At 69.9% G+C, this 13,762-nt stretch carries 11 protein-coding genes and 1 tRNA gene; 10 read left to right on the top strand and 2 right to left on the bottom strand.

Annotated elements, in window-relative coordinates; all coding sequences use genetic code 11:
* The first annotated feature begins 76 nt into the window (after window positions 1-76).
* From ER308_RS21035 to ER308_RS21005, 7 genes are all read left to right on the top strand, one after another.
* Window positions 77-159, top strand: a tRNA-Leu gene (locus ER308_RS21035).
* Window positions 160-228: 69 nt separating this feature from the next.
* A complete protein-coding gene (locus ER308_RS21030) occupies window positions 229-528 on the top strand; it encodes a hypothetical protein (RefSeq protein WP_131156785.1) in 300 nt (99 codons plus the stop codon).
* Between the two features lie 71 nt (window positions 529-599).
* Window positions 600-1,178, top strand: coding sequence for an ANTAR domain-containing response regulator (locus tag ER308_RS21025; protein WP_420826265.1), 579 nt, complete (start codon window positions 600-602; stop codon window positions 1,176-1,178).
* A 175-nt stretch (window positions 1,179-1,353) separates the two neighbouring features.
* A complete protein-coding gene (locus ER308_RS21020) occupies window positions 1,354-2,700 on the top strand; it encodes a branched-chain amino acid ABC transporter permease (protein ID WP_131156783.1) in 1,347 nt (448 codons plus the stop codon).
* A gap of 85 nt (window positions 2,701-2,785) precedes the next feature.
* Window positions 2,786-3,784, top strand: a complete 999-nt coding sequence (locus ER308_RS21015) for a branched-chain amino acid ABC transporter permease (RefSeq protein WP_131156782.1) — start codon at window positions 2,786-2,788, stop codon at window positions 3,782-3,784.
* Window positions 3,774-4,709, top strand: a complete 936-nt coding sequence (locus ER308_RS21010) for an ABC transporter ATP-binding protein (RefSeq protein WP_131156781.1) — start codon at window positions 3,774-3,776, stop codon at window positions 4,707-4,709. The genes ER308_RS21015 and ER308_RS21010 overlap by 11 nt, the downstream gene beginning before the upstream one ends.
* Complete coding sequence (locus tag ER308_RS21005) at window positions 4,706-5,449, top strand: ABC transporter ATP-binding protein (RefSeq protein ID WP_131156780.1); 744 nt, start codon at window positions 4,706-4,708, stop codon at window positions 5,447-5,449. Before ER308_RS21010 ends, ER308_RS21005 begins: the two co-directional genes overlap by 4 nt.
* A 132-nt stretch (window positions 5,450-5,581) precedes the next feature.
* Here the strand turns inward: ER308_RS21005 and ER308_RS21000 are convergent, their stop codons facing one another.
* A complete protein-coding gene (locus ER308_RS21000; protein WP_205745786.1) occupies window positions 5,582-6,952 on the bottom strand; it encodes an ABC transporter substrate-binding protein in 1,371 nt (456 codons plus the stop codon).
* A gap of 344 nt (window positions 6,953-7,296) precedes the next feature.
* Here ER308_RS21000 and polA point away from each other — a divergent pair, with 344 nt between their 5' ends.
* The 3 genes from polA to coaE all read left to right on the top strand — a co-directional run bounded on the left by polA (window position 7,297) and on the right by coaE (window position 12,796).
* A complete protein-coding gene (gene polA / locus ER308_RS20995; protein WP_131156779.1) occupies window positions 7,297-10,044 on the top strand; it encodes a DNA polymerase I in 2,748 nt (915 codons plus the stop codon).
* A 265-nt stretch (window positions 10,045-10,309) separates the two neighbouring features.
* Window positions 10,310-12,079: a 30S ribosomal protein S1 gene (gene rpsA, locus ER308_RS20990; protein WP_131156778.1), complete on the top strand. Its 1,770-nt coding sequence runs from the start codon at window positions 10,310-10,312 to the stop codon at window positions 12,077-12,079.
* Window positions 12,080-12,160: 81 nt separating this feature from the next.
* Entirely contained in the window at window positions 12,161-12,796 is a 636-nt protein-coding gene (coaE, locus tag ER308_RS20985) for a dephospho-CoA kinase (RefSeq protein WP_131156777.1), read from the top strand.
* Between the two features lie 43 nt (window positions 12,797-12,839).
* Here coaE and ER308_RS20980 read toward each other — a convergent pair whose 3' ends face one another.
* Window positions 12,840-13,646 carry a hypothetical protein gene (locus ER308_RS20980; RefSeq protein ID WP_131156776.1) on the bottom strand — a complete coding sequence of 269 codons (807 nt, stop codon included), beginning with the start codon at window positions 13,644-13,646 and terminating at the stop codon, window positions 12,840-12,842.
* Window positions 13,647-13,762: the final 116 nt, after the last annotated feature.

The raw sequence follows: 13,762 nt of genomic DNA, 5'->3' as shown, positions 1-13,762 counted from the left end.
TCGTCGCCGCTCGCGCAGCCCAACCAGCCCTTGACGTGCCGCGACCCCGCGTGCACGGCTACGATGAGCACGCCCCGCTCCGGTGGCGGAACTGGTAGACGCGCGGGACTCAAAATTCCGTGCCCTTCGGGCGTGTGGGTTCGAATCCCACCCGGAGCACGTTGCGGGCGGACACCCCGCGACCCGCGGGTCGCGCCCGCTGCGACAGCGCGAACAGGAGGTGAGGCCGTGCGGCGGCGTGTTGAGCGACGCCTGACCGCCGTTCGCGACGAGATCGCCCGGCGGCGCGACGAGGTGCACCAGCTCGACGAGCAGCTGGTCCATCTCGATGCCGAGGCCGACCACGTACGCGCACAGGCGGCTGCCGCCGGGACGCCGTTGGCGGCCCGCGAGCGGCACGAGGCCGAGGAGGACGTCCGCCGAGCGCGCGAGCAGCGGGACGAGGCCGTCGCGCGGCTGGCGGCGCTCGAGCGCGAGCAGGACGAGCTGTTGGAACGCCTGTTCGCGCAGCAGGAGACCGCGCGGTGACGGCCGACGAGCGCGAGCAGGAACCAGGATCCTCGCCGACGAGCGAGGACGCGGCCGAGGGCACGGAGCCGCTGCGCGTACTCGTCGCCGAGGACGAGGCGCTCATCCGTCTCGACCTGACCGAGATGCTGCAGGAGGAGGGGCTGGACGTCGTCGCCGAGGTCTCCGACGGGGCGACGGCCGTTCGCCTGGCGAGGGAACTCCGACCCGACCTCGCGATCCTCGACGTGAAGATGCCGGTGATGGACGGGATCCAAGCCGCGGAGCAGATCACGTCCGAGCGGCTCTCGGCGGTGCTGATCCTCACGGCCTTCAGCCAACGTGAGCTGATCGAGCGTGCCCGCGAGGCCGGGGCCATGGCCTACCTCGTGAAGCCCTTCCAGAAGCACGACCTGCTCCCCGCGATCGAGGTCGCAGCCGGCCGCTTCCAGGACCTGCGCGGCTTGGAGGCTCAGGTCGGGACACTCACCGACCGGCTGGAGGCCCGCAAGCACGTGGAGCGGGCCAAGGGACTGTTGCAGGAGCGCGAGGGCCTGTCGGAGAACGAGGCGTTCCGCTGGCTGCAGCGCACCGCGATGGAGCGGAGGCTGTCGATGCGCACGCTCGCCGAGCAGGTCATCGAGCGACTCGATGCCGGCGAATCGCCCTGAACGGGGCGGCGGTGGCTTCCGGCTCGCGCGCGGAGAGCACGGGCCTCGTTCTAAACTCTGGTGAACGCGTGCCGACGAGACGCCGTCCGGTGGTGAGACCGCCGGCCGGGTCACGGCAGGAACGTCCGGTCGCCACGCACGGGAGCACGCTCTGGGGACGACACGAGGAGGCGGGGTGCGGGGTCGCAGCCTGCATCGCATGCCGGCGGTGAGCGACCGCCTCGCCGCCGTGCTGCCCGGCACGGCCGAGCCCACGAACCGACGACTGATCCTCGTCGGCTTGCTGATCATGTTGCTGCTCGGGATCACCCAGGCGGGGTGGTTCACGGCGGCTCTCGCCGACGACGGGGAGGGTGCCCGCGGCACACTGCGCGTCGACGGCGACCCGATCGCCGAGGTGGAGATCACCGCGGTCGACGAAGGTGGCGCCGAAGTCGCCTCCACCAGCAGCGACGACAGTGGTTCGTGGGAGCTGGAGCTCCCCGGTCCCGGGACCTACGACATCGTCCTTGACCCGGCCACGTTGCCCGAGGAGCTCGACTTCGAGGAGGGAGAGTCCCCGACCGACACCATCGAGGTCGGCGAGGGACAGACGGAGACGGTGCTGTTTCGGCTCGAGGTCGAGGAGACCGTCGTGGCGGGCACCCTCTCGAGGCTCCCGCAGAACCTGCTGAACGGTGTGAAGTTCGGCCTGATCGTCGCGATGACCGCCATCGGGCTGTCGCTCATCTTCGGCACCACGCGGCTCATCAACTTCTCGCACGGTGAGCTCGTGAGTTTCGGGGCGATCGTCGCCTGGTTCCTCAACGTCGCCGGGATACACATCGTGCCGGCGGCGTTGCTCGCGATGCTCGCGGGCGCGGCGCTGGGCGGGGCGCTCGACCACGGCCTGTGGCGACCGTTGAGACGCCGGAAGACCGGCATCATCCAATTGCTCGTGATCACCGTGGGGCTCGCCTTCCTGATCCGGAACGTCCTGCTGTTCGCCTATGGCGGCTCGACGCGCTCCTATGCGGGGTTCGCCGTCCAGGAGTCGCTGACCTTCGGGCCGTTCCGCATCACGCCGCGCGACCTGATCGTGCTCCTCCTCTCGTTCGTGGTGCTGGTGCTCGTCGGTCTGGCGATCAGCCGTACCCGGATCGGCAAGGCGATGCGCGCGGTCAGCGACGACTCGAACCTGGCGGAGACGAGCGGCATCGACGTCCAGCGGGTCATCCTCCTCGTGTGGGTCGCCGGCGCGGGTCTCACGGCGCTCGGCGGGGTGTTCCTCGGCCTCGTCGAGGGGGTCAACTATTTCATGGGCTTCCGACTGCTCCTGCTCATCTTCGCGGGCGTCATCCTCGGCGGGCTCGGCACGGCCTACGGCGCGATGGTGGGGAGCCTGGTGGTGGGGATCATCACCGAGGTCTCCACGATCTGGTTCAGCCCCGACATCCAGGAGATGTGGGCGCTCCTGGTGCTCATCGTGATCCTGCTGTTCAGGCCCCAAGGGATCCTGGGGTTCCGGGAGCGTGTCGGATGAGCTGCCGGCGCGTCCGCCGCCACCTGCCGGCCCGCGAGAGCGAGAGTTCAGGCCACCGGCAAGGGGACGAGAGGTTGGCCACCCGATGATCGAAGCACTCGAGACCATCTTCGCGACCGCGATGCGCTCGGCGACCGGCCCCGCAGGGGCCTACTACGCCCTGCTCGCCATCGGTCTGAACGTCCACTTCGGCTACACGGGCCTGCTGAATTTCGGGCAGGTCGGCTTCATGCTGCTCGGGGCCTACGGCATCGGGATCACGGTGGCGATCGTCGGGGGGCCGCTGTGGGCCGGGATCATCGTGAGCCTGGTGGCCGCGGCCCTCCTCGCCCTCGCCCTCGGGCTGCCGACCCTGCGTCTGCGCGCCGACTACCTCGCGATCACCACGATCGCGGCCGCCGAGATCCTGCGCTTCGTGTTCCGCGCCAGTGGCAGCCGTCCGTACACCGGCGGCAGCTTCGGGTTGACCGAGGTCGCAGGGGGCTTCTACCGGGTGAACCCGTTCCCTCCGGGGGACTACAACCTGCTCGTCTTCGCGGTCGATCACCGGCGGCTCTGGGCGATGGTCGTGGGCTGGGGCCTCGTGGTCCTCGCGACGCTGTTCGTCTGGGCACTGATGCGCAGTCCGTGGGGGAGGGTGGTCAAGTCGATCCGTGAGGACGAGGATGCCGCCAGGAGCCTCGGCAAGAACGCGTTCGCCTACAAACTCCAGAGCCTGGTCATCGGCGGGGTCATCGGCTCGCTCGGCGGCGTCCTGTTCGTGCTGCACCTCCAGACGGTCCAACCGGACGCGTTCCGGCCCCAGCAGACGTTCTACGCGTACGCCGCCTTGATCCTCGGGGGCGCCGCGACCACGTTCGGCCCCATCGTGGGCGCGTTCCTGTTCTGGTTCCTGCTCACGGGCGCGGACGCCGCGATGCGCACCATCGCCGCCACCGGCGTCATCCCGCCGGAGATCCTCTCCACGGAGGCGATCGGGGCGTTCCGGCTCATCCTCGTGGGTGTGCTGATCGTGCTCCTGATGATCTATCGACCACAAGGCTTGCTCGGCAGCCGCCAGGAGATGCAGCTCGATGCAAAATGACGGCCAGCTGCTCACCGGGGTCGCGCCCGAGGCCGGGGTCGGCAAACCCGATCCCATCCTCGTCGCGACCGACGTCCGCAAGGCCTTCGGGGGGATCCAGGCTGTCGACCTCGATCACCTCGAGGTTCAGCGTGGCGGCATCACTGCGCTGATCGGACCCAACGGCGCGGGCAAATCCACGTTCTTCAACTGCCTCACGGGGTTCGAACCACCGGACTCGGGCCGCTGGCACTTCGAGGGGCAACCGCTGCAGCGCCTGCCGGCACACAAGGTCGCGCGCGCGGGGATGATCCGCACGTTCCAGCTCACCAAGGCCCTGTCGAAGCTCTCGGTCCTCGACAACATGCTGCTGGCGGCGCCGAACCAGAAGGGCGAGCACTTCCTGGCGTCGCTGTACCCGGGGAGCTGGCGCAAGCAGGAGCAGCACAATCGGGGGCTGGCCGAGGCCCTGCTCGAGCGCTTCGGGATCGCGCACATGCGTGACGAGTACGCCGGCACCATGTCCGGGGGGCAACGCAAGTTGATGGAGATGGCCCGCGCCCTCATGGCCGAGCCCCGCATGATCATGCTCGACGAGCCGATGTCGGGGGTGAACCCCGCGCTGGTGCAATCGCTCCTCGGGCACATGCGCGAGCTGCGCGACGAGGGGTTGACGGTCGTCTTCGTCGAGCACGACATGGACGTCGTCATGGACATCAGCGACTGGGTCGTCTGCCTCGCGGACGGTCGCGTGATCGCGGAGGGCTCCCCGGATGACATCAGCCGGAACCCGGCGGTGATCGACGCGTACCTCGGAGCCGCCCACGGCGACGTGACCGCGGATGAGAAGCCCCAGGGAGCCAACGCGCCCGACGGCGAGGGGGGCGCTCCCGGTGCGAACGGGGAGGACGGCTCCGACCCCGACCACGGGGAGAGCACGGCATGACCACTGCGAGTAGCGCTCAACCGGTCCTGGAATGCGAGGAGGTCGTCGCCGGGTACGTGCCCGGGGTGCCGATCCTGAACGGCGTCAACCTCGAACTGCACGACGGCGAGCTCGTGGGGATCATCGGCCCGAACGGTGCCGGCAAGTCGACGCTCATCAAGGCGATCTTCGGCACCCTCGACATCACCTCGGGGGCCGTGCGACTGCGGGACGAGGACATCACCCACCTGCGAGGCCACAAGCTCGTCGCCAAGGGCGTGGGATACGTGCCGCAGTCCTCGAACGTGTTCCCGCGCCTCTCGGTCGAGGAGAACCTCGAGATGGGCGTCTACCTGCGCCCCAAGAAGTTCGAGGAGCGCTTCCGCTCGGTGAGCGAGCTCTTCCCGATCCTCGCGGATCGTCGCAAGCAGCGGGCAGGGTCGCTGTCCGGGGGTGAGCGCCAGATGCTCGCCATGGGTCGCGCCCTGATGATGGAGCCGGAGGTTCTCTGCCTCGACGAGCCGTCCGCGGGCCTCTCACCCGTGAACCAGGACGAGGTGTTCCGTCGCGTGCAGGAGATCAACCAGGCCGGGATCTCGATCATCATGGTCGAGCAGAACGCCCGCACGTGCCTGCAGATCTGCGATCGTGGCTACGTGCTCGACCAGGGCAAGAACGCCTACACCGGGACCGGGGACGAGCTCCTCGGCGATCCCAAGGTGATCCGCCTGTACCTGGGGACGCTCGCGCAGGTCGACTAGTCCGGGACCCGCGGGGAACGGGACGGCCCCGATGCCTTCGGCGCGTGTCCCGGTGTCCGCTCTGGTGCCCGTCCGACAACGAGACGGCGGGCCCGCAGCGGGCCCGCCGTCGTCGCGTCTCGTGGACCAGTGCTACTCGATCACCTCGATGTCGGCCTCGACCTGGTCGGTGCCCTCGAGCTCGCCATCGATCCACTCCCAGACCTCGTAGGTCCCGCGGCTCGGCTCCCCAGCGTCGGTGAACTCGTACGGGCCGGCGGTGCCCACGTAGGCGATCGACTCGCCGTCCTCCAGCAGACCGGCGCACTCCTCGAACGAAGCGCACTCGGTGTCGCCCGTGGTGACGTCGATCATGTTCTCCTGGATCGTCTGGCTGTCGGCGCTCTCGCCAGCGAGGGCCGCGAGCCCCGCGAGGTTCGCGCAGTCGTAAGCCTGGGGTGCGAACTGCTCGGCCTCGAGCTCACCGGCGTACTCGGCCAGGTCGTCCAGGAAGTCCTCGTCGACGCTCGGGTCGGGAGCCGTTCCCCGCAAGCCGTCCAGGACGTTCGGGTCGTCGGGGTCGACGCGTTCGGCGAAGTCACCCTCGCGGATGCCGTCGGCACCGTACACGCCGATGTCGTCCGGCCCGAGCCCCGCCTCGATCATCGTCTGGAGCAGCTGCACGCCCTCCTCGAACGACACGATCACGACCGCGTCGGCGCCGGCGGCCTCGAGCTGTTCCACCTCGGCGTCGAACGTGGCGGCGTCGACGTCGTAGATGATCTGCTCCAGGACCTCGCCTCCGGCCTCGGTCACGGCATCGTTGACCGCGTCCGCGAGCCCCTCGCCGTAGTCGTCACCGCGGGCGGCGATCGCCACGGTCCCGTACCCGTCCGCGAGGATCTCGTCCGCGAGCACCGGACCCTGCAGGGCGTCGGTCGGCGCCGTCCGGAAGTAGTAGCCCCCGTCGTCGTAGTCGGTGAAGATCGGACCGGTGTTCGAGGGGGAGCACTGCACGACCTCGGAGCCGGTGATCTGGTCGATCACCGCGACCGACATGCCCGTCGCGGCCGCTCCGACGACCGCGTCGACGCCGGTGGCGAGGAGGTCGTCGGCGGACTCGCTGGCGATGTCGGCCTCGCCGGCCTCGTCGCGGCCCTCGAGGGTCACGTCGTTGTCCAGCACGCCGCCGGCCTCGTTCATCCGCTCCACGGCGAGCTCGGTCGCCGCGATCATCCCCTCTCCCAGGAACGCGAGGTCACCGGTCTCAGGCAGGAGATAACCGAGCTCGAGCGCGTCGTCCTCGGTCTCCTCGGCTTCGGCGTCCTCATCGGGCTCCTCGGCCTCGTCCTCTTCCTCTTCCTCTTCGGGCTCCTCCTCGTCGGGCTCGTCGTCCTCGGGCTCCTCCTCCTCTTCCGGATCCTCGTCGTCGGGCTCGACCGGGTCCTCCTCCTCGCACGCGGCGACCAGCAGCATCAGACCGAATACCAGCGCGAGCAGTCGCAGTGATGTCGATCGCATCATGTTCACTCCCTGTTCGTGTCGTCGGGCCTCACAGAGCAGTCCTGTCGGGTGGCGTGCGTGGGCGTGCCAGGGCGGGGCTGCAGGTGCGGCCTTGGTGGACACTCCAGGGGCCCAATCGCCCGGGCACGCGTCCCGCGTAGTGCGCAGCGTAGCCTACGAAGGCTCTAGTGGGAAGTTCCGGCGGCACGTCGGCGGAGTGACGGACGTGCCTCGTGAGCGGCTGCGGGGCGCTCGGGCATCGAGCGCCGGATAGGCTGCCCTGCGGCGAGCCACAGCGGCGTCCGCGTCCCGCACGTTCCGGCACGATCCCGGACGACTCTGACGAATTGCACGAAAGGCGAGCGGTGGTCGAGCAGCAACACGCCGTCCCCGACGAGCCCGACCGGGGCGGAGAGGCCGGGGAGAGCGACGAACGCCCGGTCCTCGCGCTCCTCGATGGCCACAGCCTGGCCTACAGGGCCTTCTACGCGCTCCCGGAGGACCTCGCCACGACGACCGGGCAGGTCACCAATGCCGTCTACGGCTTCACCAGCATGCTGGTCAAGCTCCTCGCCGAGCACCGGCCCGACCGCATCGCGGTCGCCTTCGACCGGGGGCGGCCCGCCCAGCGACTCGAGATCCTGCCCGACTACAAGGGCCAGCGGGAGGCCAGTCCGGATGCCTTCCGGAGCCAGGTCCCGCTCATCGGTGAGGTGCTCGAGGCGCTCGCCATCCCGCAGGTGGTGATCGACGGGGTCGAAGCCGACGACGTGATCGCCACGTACGCGCGGATGGCCACGATGGCGGGGCTGGAGGTCCTGGTGGTGACCGGCGACCGGGACGTCTTCCAGATCGTCGACGAGCACGTGCGGGTCCTCTACACGACCCGGGGCATCACCGAGACGCGCCTCATGGACGAGGAGGCCATCGCCGAGCGCTACGGGGTCGAACCGGCCCGCTATCCCATGCTGGCGGCGTTGCGGGGCGACCCGAGCGACAACATCGCGGGCGTGCCCGGGGTGGGGGACAAGACGGCAGCGAAGCTGCTCGGCGCCCACGGCGACCTGGACGGCATCTTCTCGAGCCTGGACCAGATCGGGGGACCGAAGCTGCGGGAGGCGCTCGCCGCGCACGAGGAGGAGGTGCGCAAGGGCCACCGGGTCGCGCTGTTGGATCGTGACATCGACGTACCGCTGCCACTCGACGACCTGCGCATGGGCGAGGTCGACTGGGACGCGGTTCGGGAGGTCTTCCAGACGCTGGAGTTCACCGCCCTGTGGGAGCGGCTGACCGAGGCCCTGGGTGTCGAGGGGGAGGCCGGCGCCTCGGTCCTCGACGTGGCTCCGCACCACGCCGGCGCGGGCGACGTCGCCGCGTGGCTCGGGGCCCTCGCGCCCGGCGCCGGAATCGCCGTCCTGCCCGAGAGCGATGGGCGCCCCCCACGGGTCCGCCTGCGCCGCGTCGCGCTGGCTGCCGCGGAGCGCGAGCCCGTCGTCGCCTCGGTCGACGATCTGGCCGCGGCCGATCAGCAGGCTCTCGCCGCGTCCCTCGCCGACCCGGACCGACCGCTGCTCACCCACAGCGCGAAGGAGCTCACGCACGCCGCACGCGCGCAAGGATGGGATCTCGTCGCGCTGCGCATGGACACCGAGCTCGCCGCCTACGTCGCGCAACCCGGCAGCCGCTCGTACGACCTGGAGGCACTGGCTGGTCAGTACCTGAACGCGACCCTGCGACGCGAGGACGGGCCGGCGGACGACGGGCAGTTGGCGATGGCGGTCGAGGACGGCGACGGGAAGCGCGCCGCGGAGGATCTCGGCCGTGCCGCCCATGCCGTGGTGGCGCTCGCGGAGGTGCTCGACGGCGTGTTGGCCGAGCGGGACCAGCACGATCTGCTCGACGAGGTGGAACTCCCGCTCGTGGCCGTGCTCGGCGAGATGGAGCACAACGGGATCGCCATCGATCTCGACGTCCTGGCGGGCATCGGCGAGCAGCTCGCGGACCGCATCGCGGGGCTGCGGGAGGAGGTGTTCGGGCAGGCCGGTCGGGAGTTCAACCTCGACAGCCCGAAGCAGCTCCAGGTCGTCCTCTTCGACGAGCTCGGGTTGCCCAAGACGAAGCGCATCAAGACGGGCTACTCGACCGACGCGCAGGCGCTGCGCACGATCGCGGAGGAGCACCCGATCGTGGACGCACTGCTCGAGTACCGGGAGGTGTCCAAGCTCAAGTCCACCTACGTGGACGCCCTGCCACCGCTCGTCGACGACCGGACCGGCCGCATCCACCCGGAGTACATGCAGGCGGTCGCGGTGACCGGGCGGCTGTCCAGCCAGCACCCGAACATCCAGAACATCCCGATCCGTACCGAGACCGGCCGGGAGATCCGCCAGGCGTTCGTCGCCGGGGAGGGCAACGAGGCGATCGTCGTCGCCGACTACTCGCAGATCGAGCTGCGTGTCATGGCCCACCTCTCCGGTGACGAGGGTCTGCTCGCCGCGTTCAACTCCGCGGAGGACATCCACGCCCAGACGGCCGCCATGGTCTGGGAGCTGCCACTGGACGCGGTCGACAACATGCTCCGCAGCCGGATCAAAGGGATGACCTACGGGCTCGCGTACGGGCTCAGCGCGTACGGCCTCTCCCAGCAGCTCGGGATCCCACCCGACGAGGCGCGGGAGCTCATGGGCGCGTACTTCGCCCGGTTCCCGAAGGTGAAGGGTTACCTGGACGGGGTCGTCGACCAGGCCCGCCGCGACGGCTACACCGCCACCTTGTTCGGGCGGCGGCGCTACCTCCCCGACCTGCGCAGCGACAACCGCCAGCGCCGCGAGATGGCGGAGCGCATGGCGCTCAACGCACCGATCCAGGGGACGGCCGCGGACATCATCAAGATGGCGATGATCGCCGTCCACGGTGAGATGCAGCGCCGGCAGCTCGCGAGCCGCCTCCTCGTTCAGGTGCACGACGAGCTGCTCTGCGAAGCCGCTCCCGGCGAGGTCGGCCAGCTGACCGACCTGCTCGTCGAGGCGATGAGCGGCGTCGCACAGCTCGCGGTCCCCCTCGAAGTCGATACCGCGTCCGGCCGCAGCTGGTACGACGCCGAGAAGCACTGAGCGCGACGTCTCCGCCGCGCACCGGTGGCGCGCAGCCGCCCACGTGGCAGGCTGGAGGCGCGCGCCACGCAGCGCGTTGACACCTGTGCCGCCGTGACGGACACTAGGTGGCCGCCCCTGCGGCATCGTTCGCGTGCGTCGATGCAACCCGCGGCCCGTGGAGCGTGGAATCCTGCTGACGGACGCAGCACGAGTGCGTGCGGTCGGGCGGCCCTGACACACCCAAACGACACCGATAGAAGCACCGAGGAGACCGAGAGCCCCGATGGACCAGACCGCCGACGACACGACCCGTGACGCTGCCGAGGACGCGCAGCGCACGGCGACCGCCACGCTCGAGACCGCGCCTCGCGAGGAGCGGGATCGAGGCGCCCAGATCGCCCTCGAGGAGTTCGGCTCCGCCGAGGCGTTCGAGCGGGCCCTCGAGGAGACGATCAAGGAGTTCGACGACGGCGACATCGTCGAGGGCGTGGTCGTCAAGGTCGACCCCGAGGAGGTCCTCCTCGACATCGGGTACAAGTCCGAGGGTGTCATCCCCTCGCGCGAGCTCTCGATCAAGCACGACGTCGACCCGAACGAGGTCGTGCAACTCGGCGACGTGATCGAGGCGCTGGTCCTGCAGAAGGAGGACCAGGACGGCCGCCTCATCCTCTCCAAGAAGCGGGCTCAGTACGAGCGTGCCTGGGGCAAGATCGAGGAGATCTACCACGCGGACTCGACGGTCACCGGCACGGTCATCGAGGTCGTCAAGGGCGGCCTCATCCTCGACATCGGACTCCGGGGCTTCCTGCCGGCGAGCCTCGTCGAGATGCGGCGGGTACGCGACCTGCACCCCTACGTCGGGCGCGAGCTCGAGTGCAAGGTGATAGAGCTCGACAAGAACCGCAACAACGTGGTGCTCAGCCGCCGCAAGTTCCTGGAGGAGACCCAGAGCGAGTTCCGCCGCGAGTTCCTCGAGACGCTCGAGAAGGGCGAGATCCGCAAGGGCACCGTGTCGAGCATCGTGAACTTCGGCTCGTTCGTGGACCTCGGCGGCGTCGACGGACTGGTCCACGTCTCGGAGCTCAGCTGGAAGCACATCGACCACCCCGGCGAAGTCGTGGAGGTGGGCCAGGAGGTCGAGGTCGAGGTCCTCGACGTGGACCTCGACCGCGAACGCGTCTCGCTGTCGCTGAAGGCCACGCAGGAGGACCCGTGGCGCCAGTTCGCCCGCCAGCACTACGTGGGCGAGTTCATCGAGGGCAACGTCACCAAGATCGTGCCGTTCGGCGCGTTCGTGAAGGTGGAGGACGGCATCGAGGGCCTCGTCCACATCTCGGAGCTCGCCGAGGCGCACGTCGAGGTCCCCGAGCAGGTCGTGAAGGTCGGTGACCCGATCACGGTCAAGATCATCGACATCGACGACGTCCGCCGTCGGATCTCGCTCTCGCTCAAGCAGGCCGTGAAGGCCGGCTACGGCGAGGAACCGGCGATCGCCGTCGCCGAGGAGCCCGAGGCGGAGGCCGCGGAGCCCGAGGCCGAGCCCGGCGAGGAGCCGGCGGCTCCCGCGTCGAGCGTCGGCGCCGCGCTCGAGGCCGCGCTGCAGCAGCGCGGCGAGGCCAGTGGCGAGGTGAGCCTGGGCGACGTGCTCGCCGACCTGCGGGGACAGGCCGGCGAGTCAACCGCCGAGGAGGAGGTCGAGCAGCAGCCCGAGCCGGCGGAGGTTGAGCCGGCGGAGGTTGAGCCGGCGGAGGTTGAGCCGGCGGAGGTTGAGTCGGCGGCCGAGGAGTCGGCGACCGTCGAGTCGGCGAACGTCGAGTCGGCGGCCGAGGAGTCGGTGGCCGAGGAGCCGGCGGAGGTTGAGTCGATGGCCGAGGAGTCGGTGGCCGAGCCCGCGGAGGAGCCGACCGAGGAGGCCGACGAGTCCGCATCGCTGGAGGCGCCCGGCGCCGCCTCGTCCGGTGAGGCCGAGACCTCCGGAGCCGAGGACGACGACGACGCCGGCGACGACGACGCCGGCGACGACGACGACGCCGGCGAGGGCACCGAACGCTGAGGATCGGTCAAGATATGCTGCGGCCCGCCCCTTTCGGGCGGGTCGTCGCATGTCGGGCCGTCGTGGACCGGAGGATGCTCGATGTACCTCGTGGGCTTGACGGGCGGAATCGCGGCCGGCAAGTCGACGGTCGCGGAACGACTGTGTGAGCACGGGGCCGAGCTCATCGACGCGGACCAGATCGCCCGGGAGGTCGTCCTCCCCGGCGAGCCGGCCTATCAGCGCGTCGTCGAGCACTTCGGCGAGGAGATCCTGGACGACGCGGGCTTCATCGACCGGGAACGGCTGGGTGCGATCGTGTTCGGCTCACCGGGGCAGCGCGCGGCCCTGAACGAGCTCACGCACCCCCCGATCCTGAGGACGATCGCTGACCGGCTCGAGATCCTCGCGCACTACGGCGGCTTGGTCGTCGTGGACATCGCCCTGCTCGTCGAGATGAACACGCCGCTGCCGTTCGACGCGGTCGTCGTGGTCGCCGCCCGGGAGGGGACACAGCAGGACCGCCTCGTCACGCACCGCGGCCTGGAGCCCGATGACGCGCATGACCGGATCGCGTCCCAGGCGCCCCTCGAGGAGAAGCTGGAGGCCGCGACCCACGTGATCTGGAACGAGGGCTCGTTGGAGGCGCTGCGTGAACGCACCGACGAGGTCGCGGAGCAGCTGAAGGCCGGCGCGGCGGAGAAGGCGGCACGTGCCGGGGACATCCCCGACGAGTAGCAGCCCGACACGATCACGGTCGCCGGCCTCATGTCGCGAGGATCTAGTGACCCGCCGCGCGGAGCCCGCGGCGACAGGCCCGCTCCAGCGCCTTCGCCTGCTTGATGCGTGCCCATACTCCGGGTACCGGGGGAAGGTGGGCCTGCCCCTCGCGCGTGGCCACCGTGAACCGGTCACCGTCCCACCGGCCCGTGAGCGTGAAGGTCGCTCGCCGCTCGAGATCGTCGGAGTGGTCGTGTCGGAGCAGACAGGCGGGTGACGGCTGACGCGGCGCGGGCGCAGTGCCCGCCAGAGGCTCGATCCGCAGCCGATCGGCGTGCCAGTCGTCGACGCGCACGGTCTCCGCCGTCAGGCGGTGGTCAACCGCGTAGAGCAGGACCCCATCGTCCGGGTTGGTACGCGCCTCGGGACAAAGGCTCGGTGAGAGGCCGACGAACCGCGCGAGCACGCGCGACTGGTACCACCAATTCTCCCCACGCTGGAGCAGGGAATCGCTGCGCAGGCGCGAGGGCGGGTACTTCGCCAGTTCCTGCCCGACCAGGTCGTCCTGTGCGAGGAAGCGCTCGCCCTCAGGATCGTGCTCGAGTTCGGGCGGGGGACCAGTGGCCACCATCGGTTGCCACCCCCGCAGCGTCTTCCTGGCATCGGTGAGCACGACCGCAACCCGCCGAGCGTTCGCCAACTCCTCGGCGACGGGCAGATCGGCGTAGGTGAGCGCCAACCCCGGGATGCCGTCGATGATCAGCGGGGTGTGGACCGAACCCCGCACCGATCCGTCCACCCGCTGCCAGCCGATCTCGGCGACGACAGCACCCCGGACGGCGGGTGCTGTCATATCACTGTCAGACATCGGATGCATTCCATGTCGTCCGGTGGTTGACGAGGCGAAGATGCTGCGGTTAGGTGCGATGCGCTTCGACGTCGCCGACACGGGGGTGGACGTGAGTCCCCCCGAGGTGTGAAGGA

Source organism: Egibacter rhizosphaerae, assembly GCF_004322855.1.
Classification (GTDB): Bacteria; Actinomycetota; Nitriliruptoria; order Euzebyales; family Egibacteraceae; genus Egibacter; species Egibacter rhizosphaerae.
Note: the sequence above shows the minus strand (reverse complement) of the source record. Positions and strands in the feature narration are given on the sequence as shown.

Coding starts and splice junctions, on each gene's coding strand:
- ER308_RS21015 (WP_131156782.1), top strand. CDS start 2,786: ATGATCGAAGCACTCGAGACCATCTTCGCGACCGCGATGCGCTCGGCG.
- ER308_RS21010 (WP_131156781.1), top strand. CDS start 3,774: ATGCAAAATGACGGCCAGCTGCTCACCGGGGTCGCGCCCGAGGCCGGG.
- ER308_RS21005 (WP_131156780.1), top strand. CDS start 4,706: ATGACCACTGCGAGTAGCGCTCAACCGGTCCTGGAATGCGAGGAGGTC.
- ER308_RS21000 (WP_205745786.1), bottom strand. CDS start 6,952: ATGATGCGATCGACATCACTGCGACTGCTCGCGCTGGTATTCGGTCTG.
- rpsA (WP_131156778.1), top strand. CDS start 10,310: ATGGACCAGACCGCCGACGACACGACCCGTGACGCTGCCGAGGACGCG.
- coaE (WP_131156777.1), top strand. CDS start 12,161: ATGTACCTCGTGGGCTTGACGGGCGGAATCGCGGCCGGCAAGTCGACG.
- ER308_RS20980 (WP_131156776.1), bottom strand. CDS start 13,646: ATGTCTGACAGTGATATGACAGCACCCGCCGTCCGGGGTGCTGTCGTC.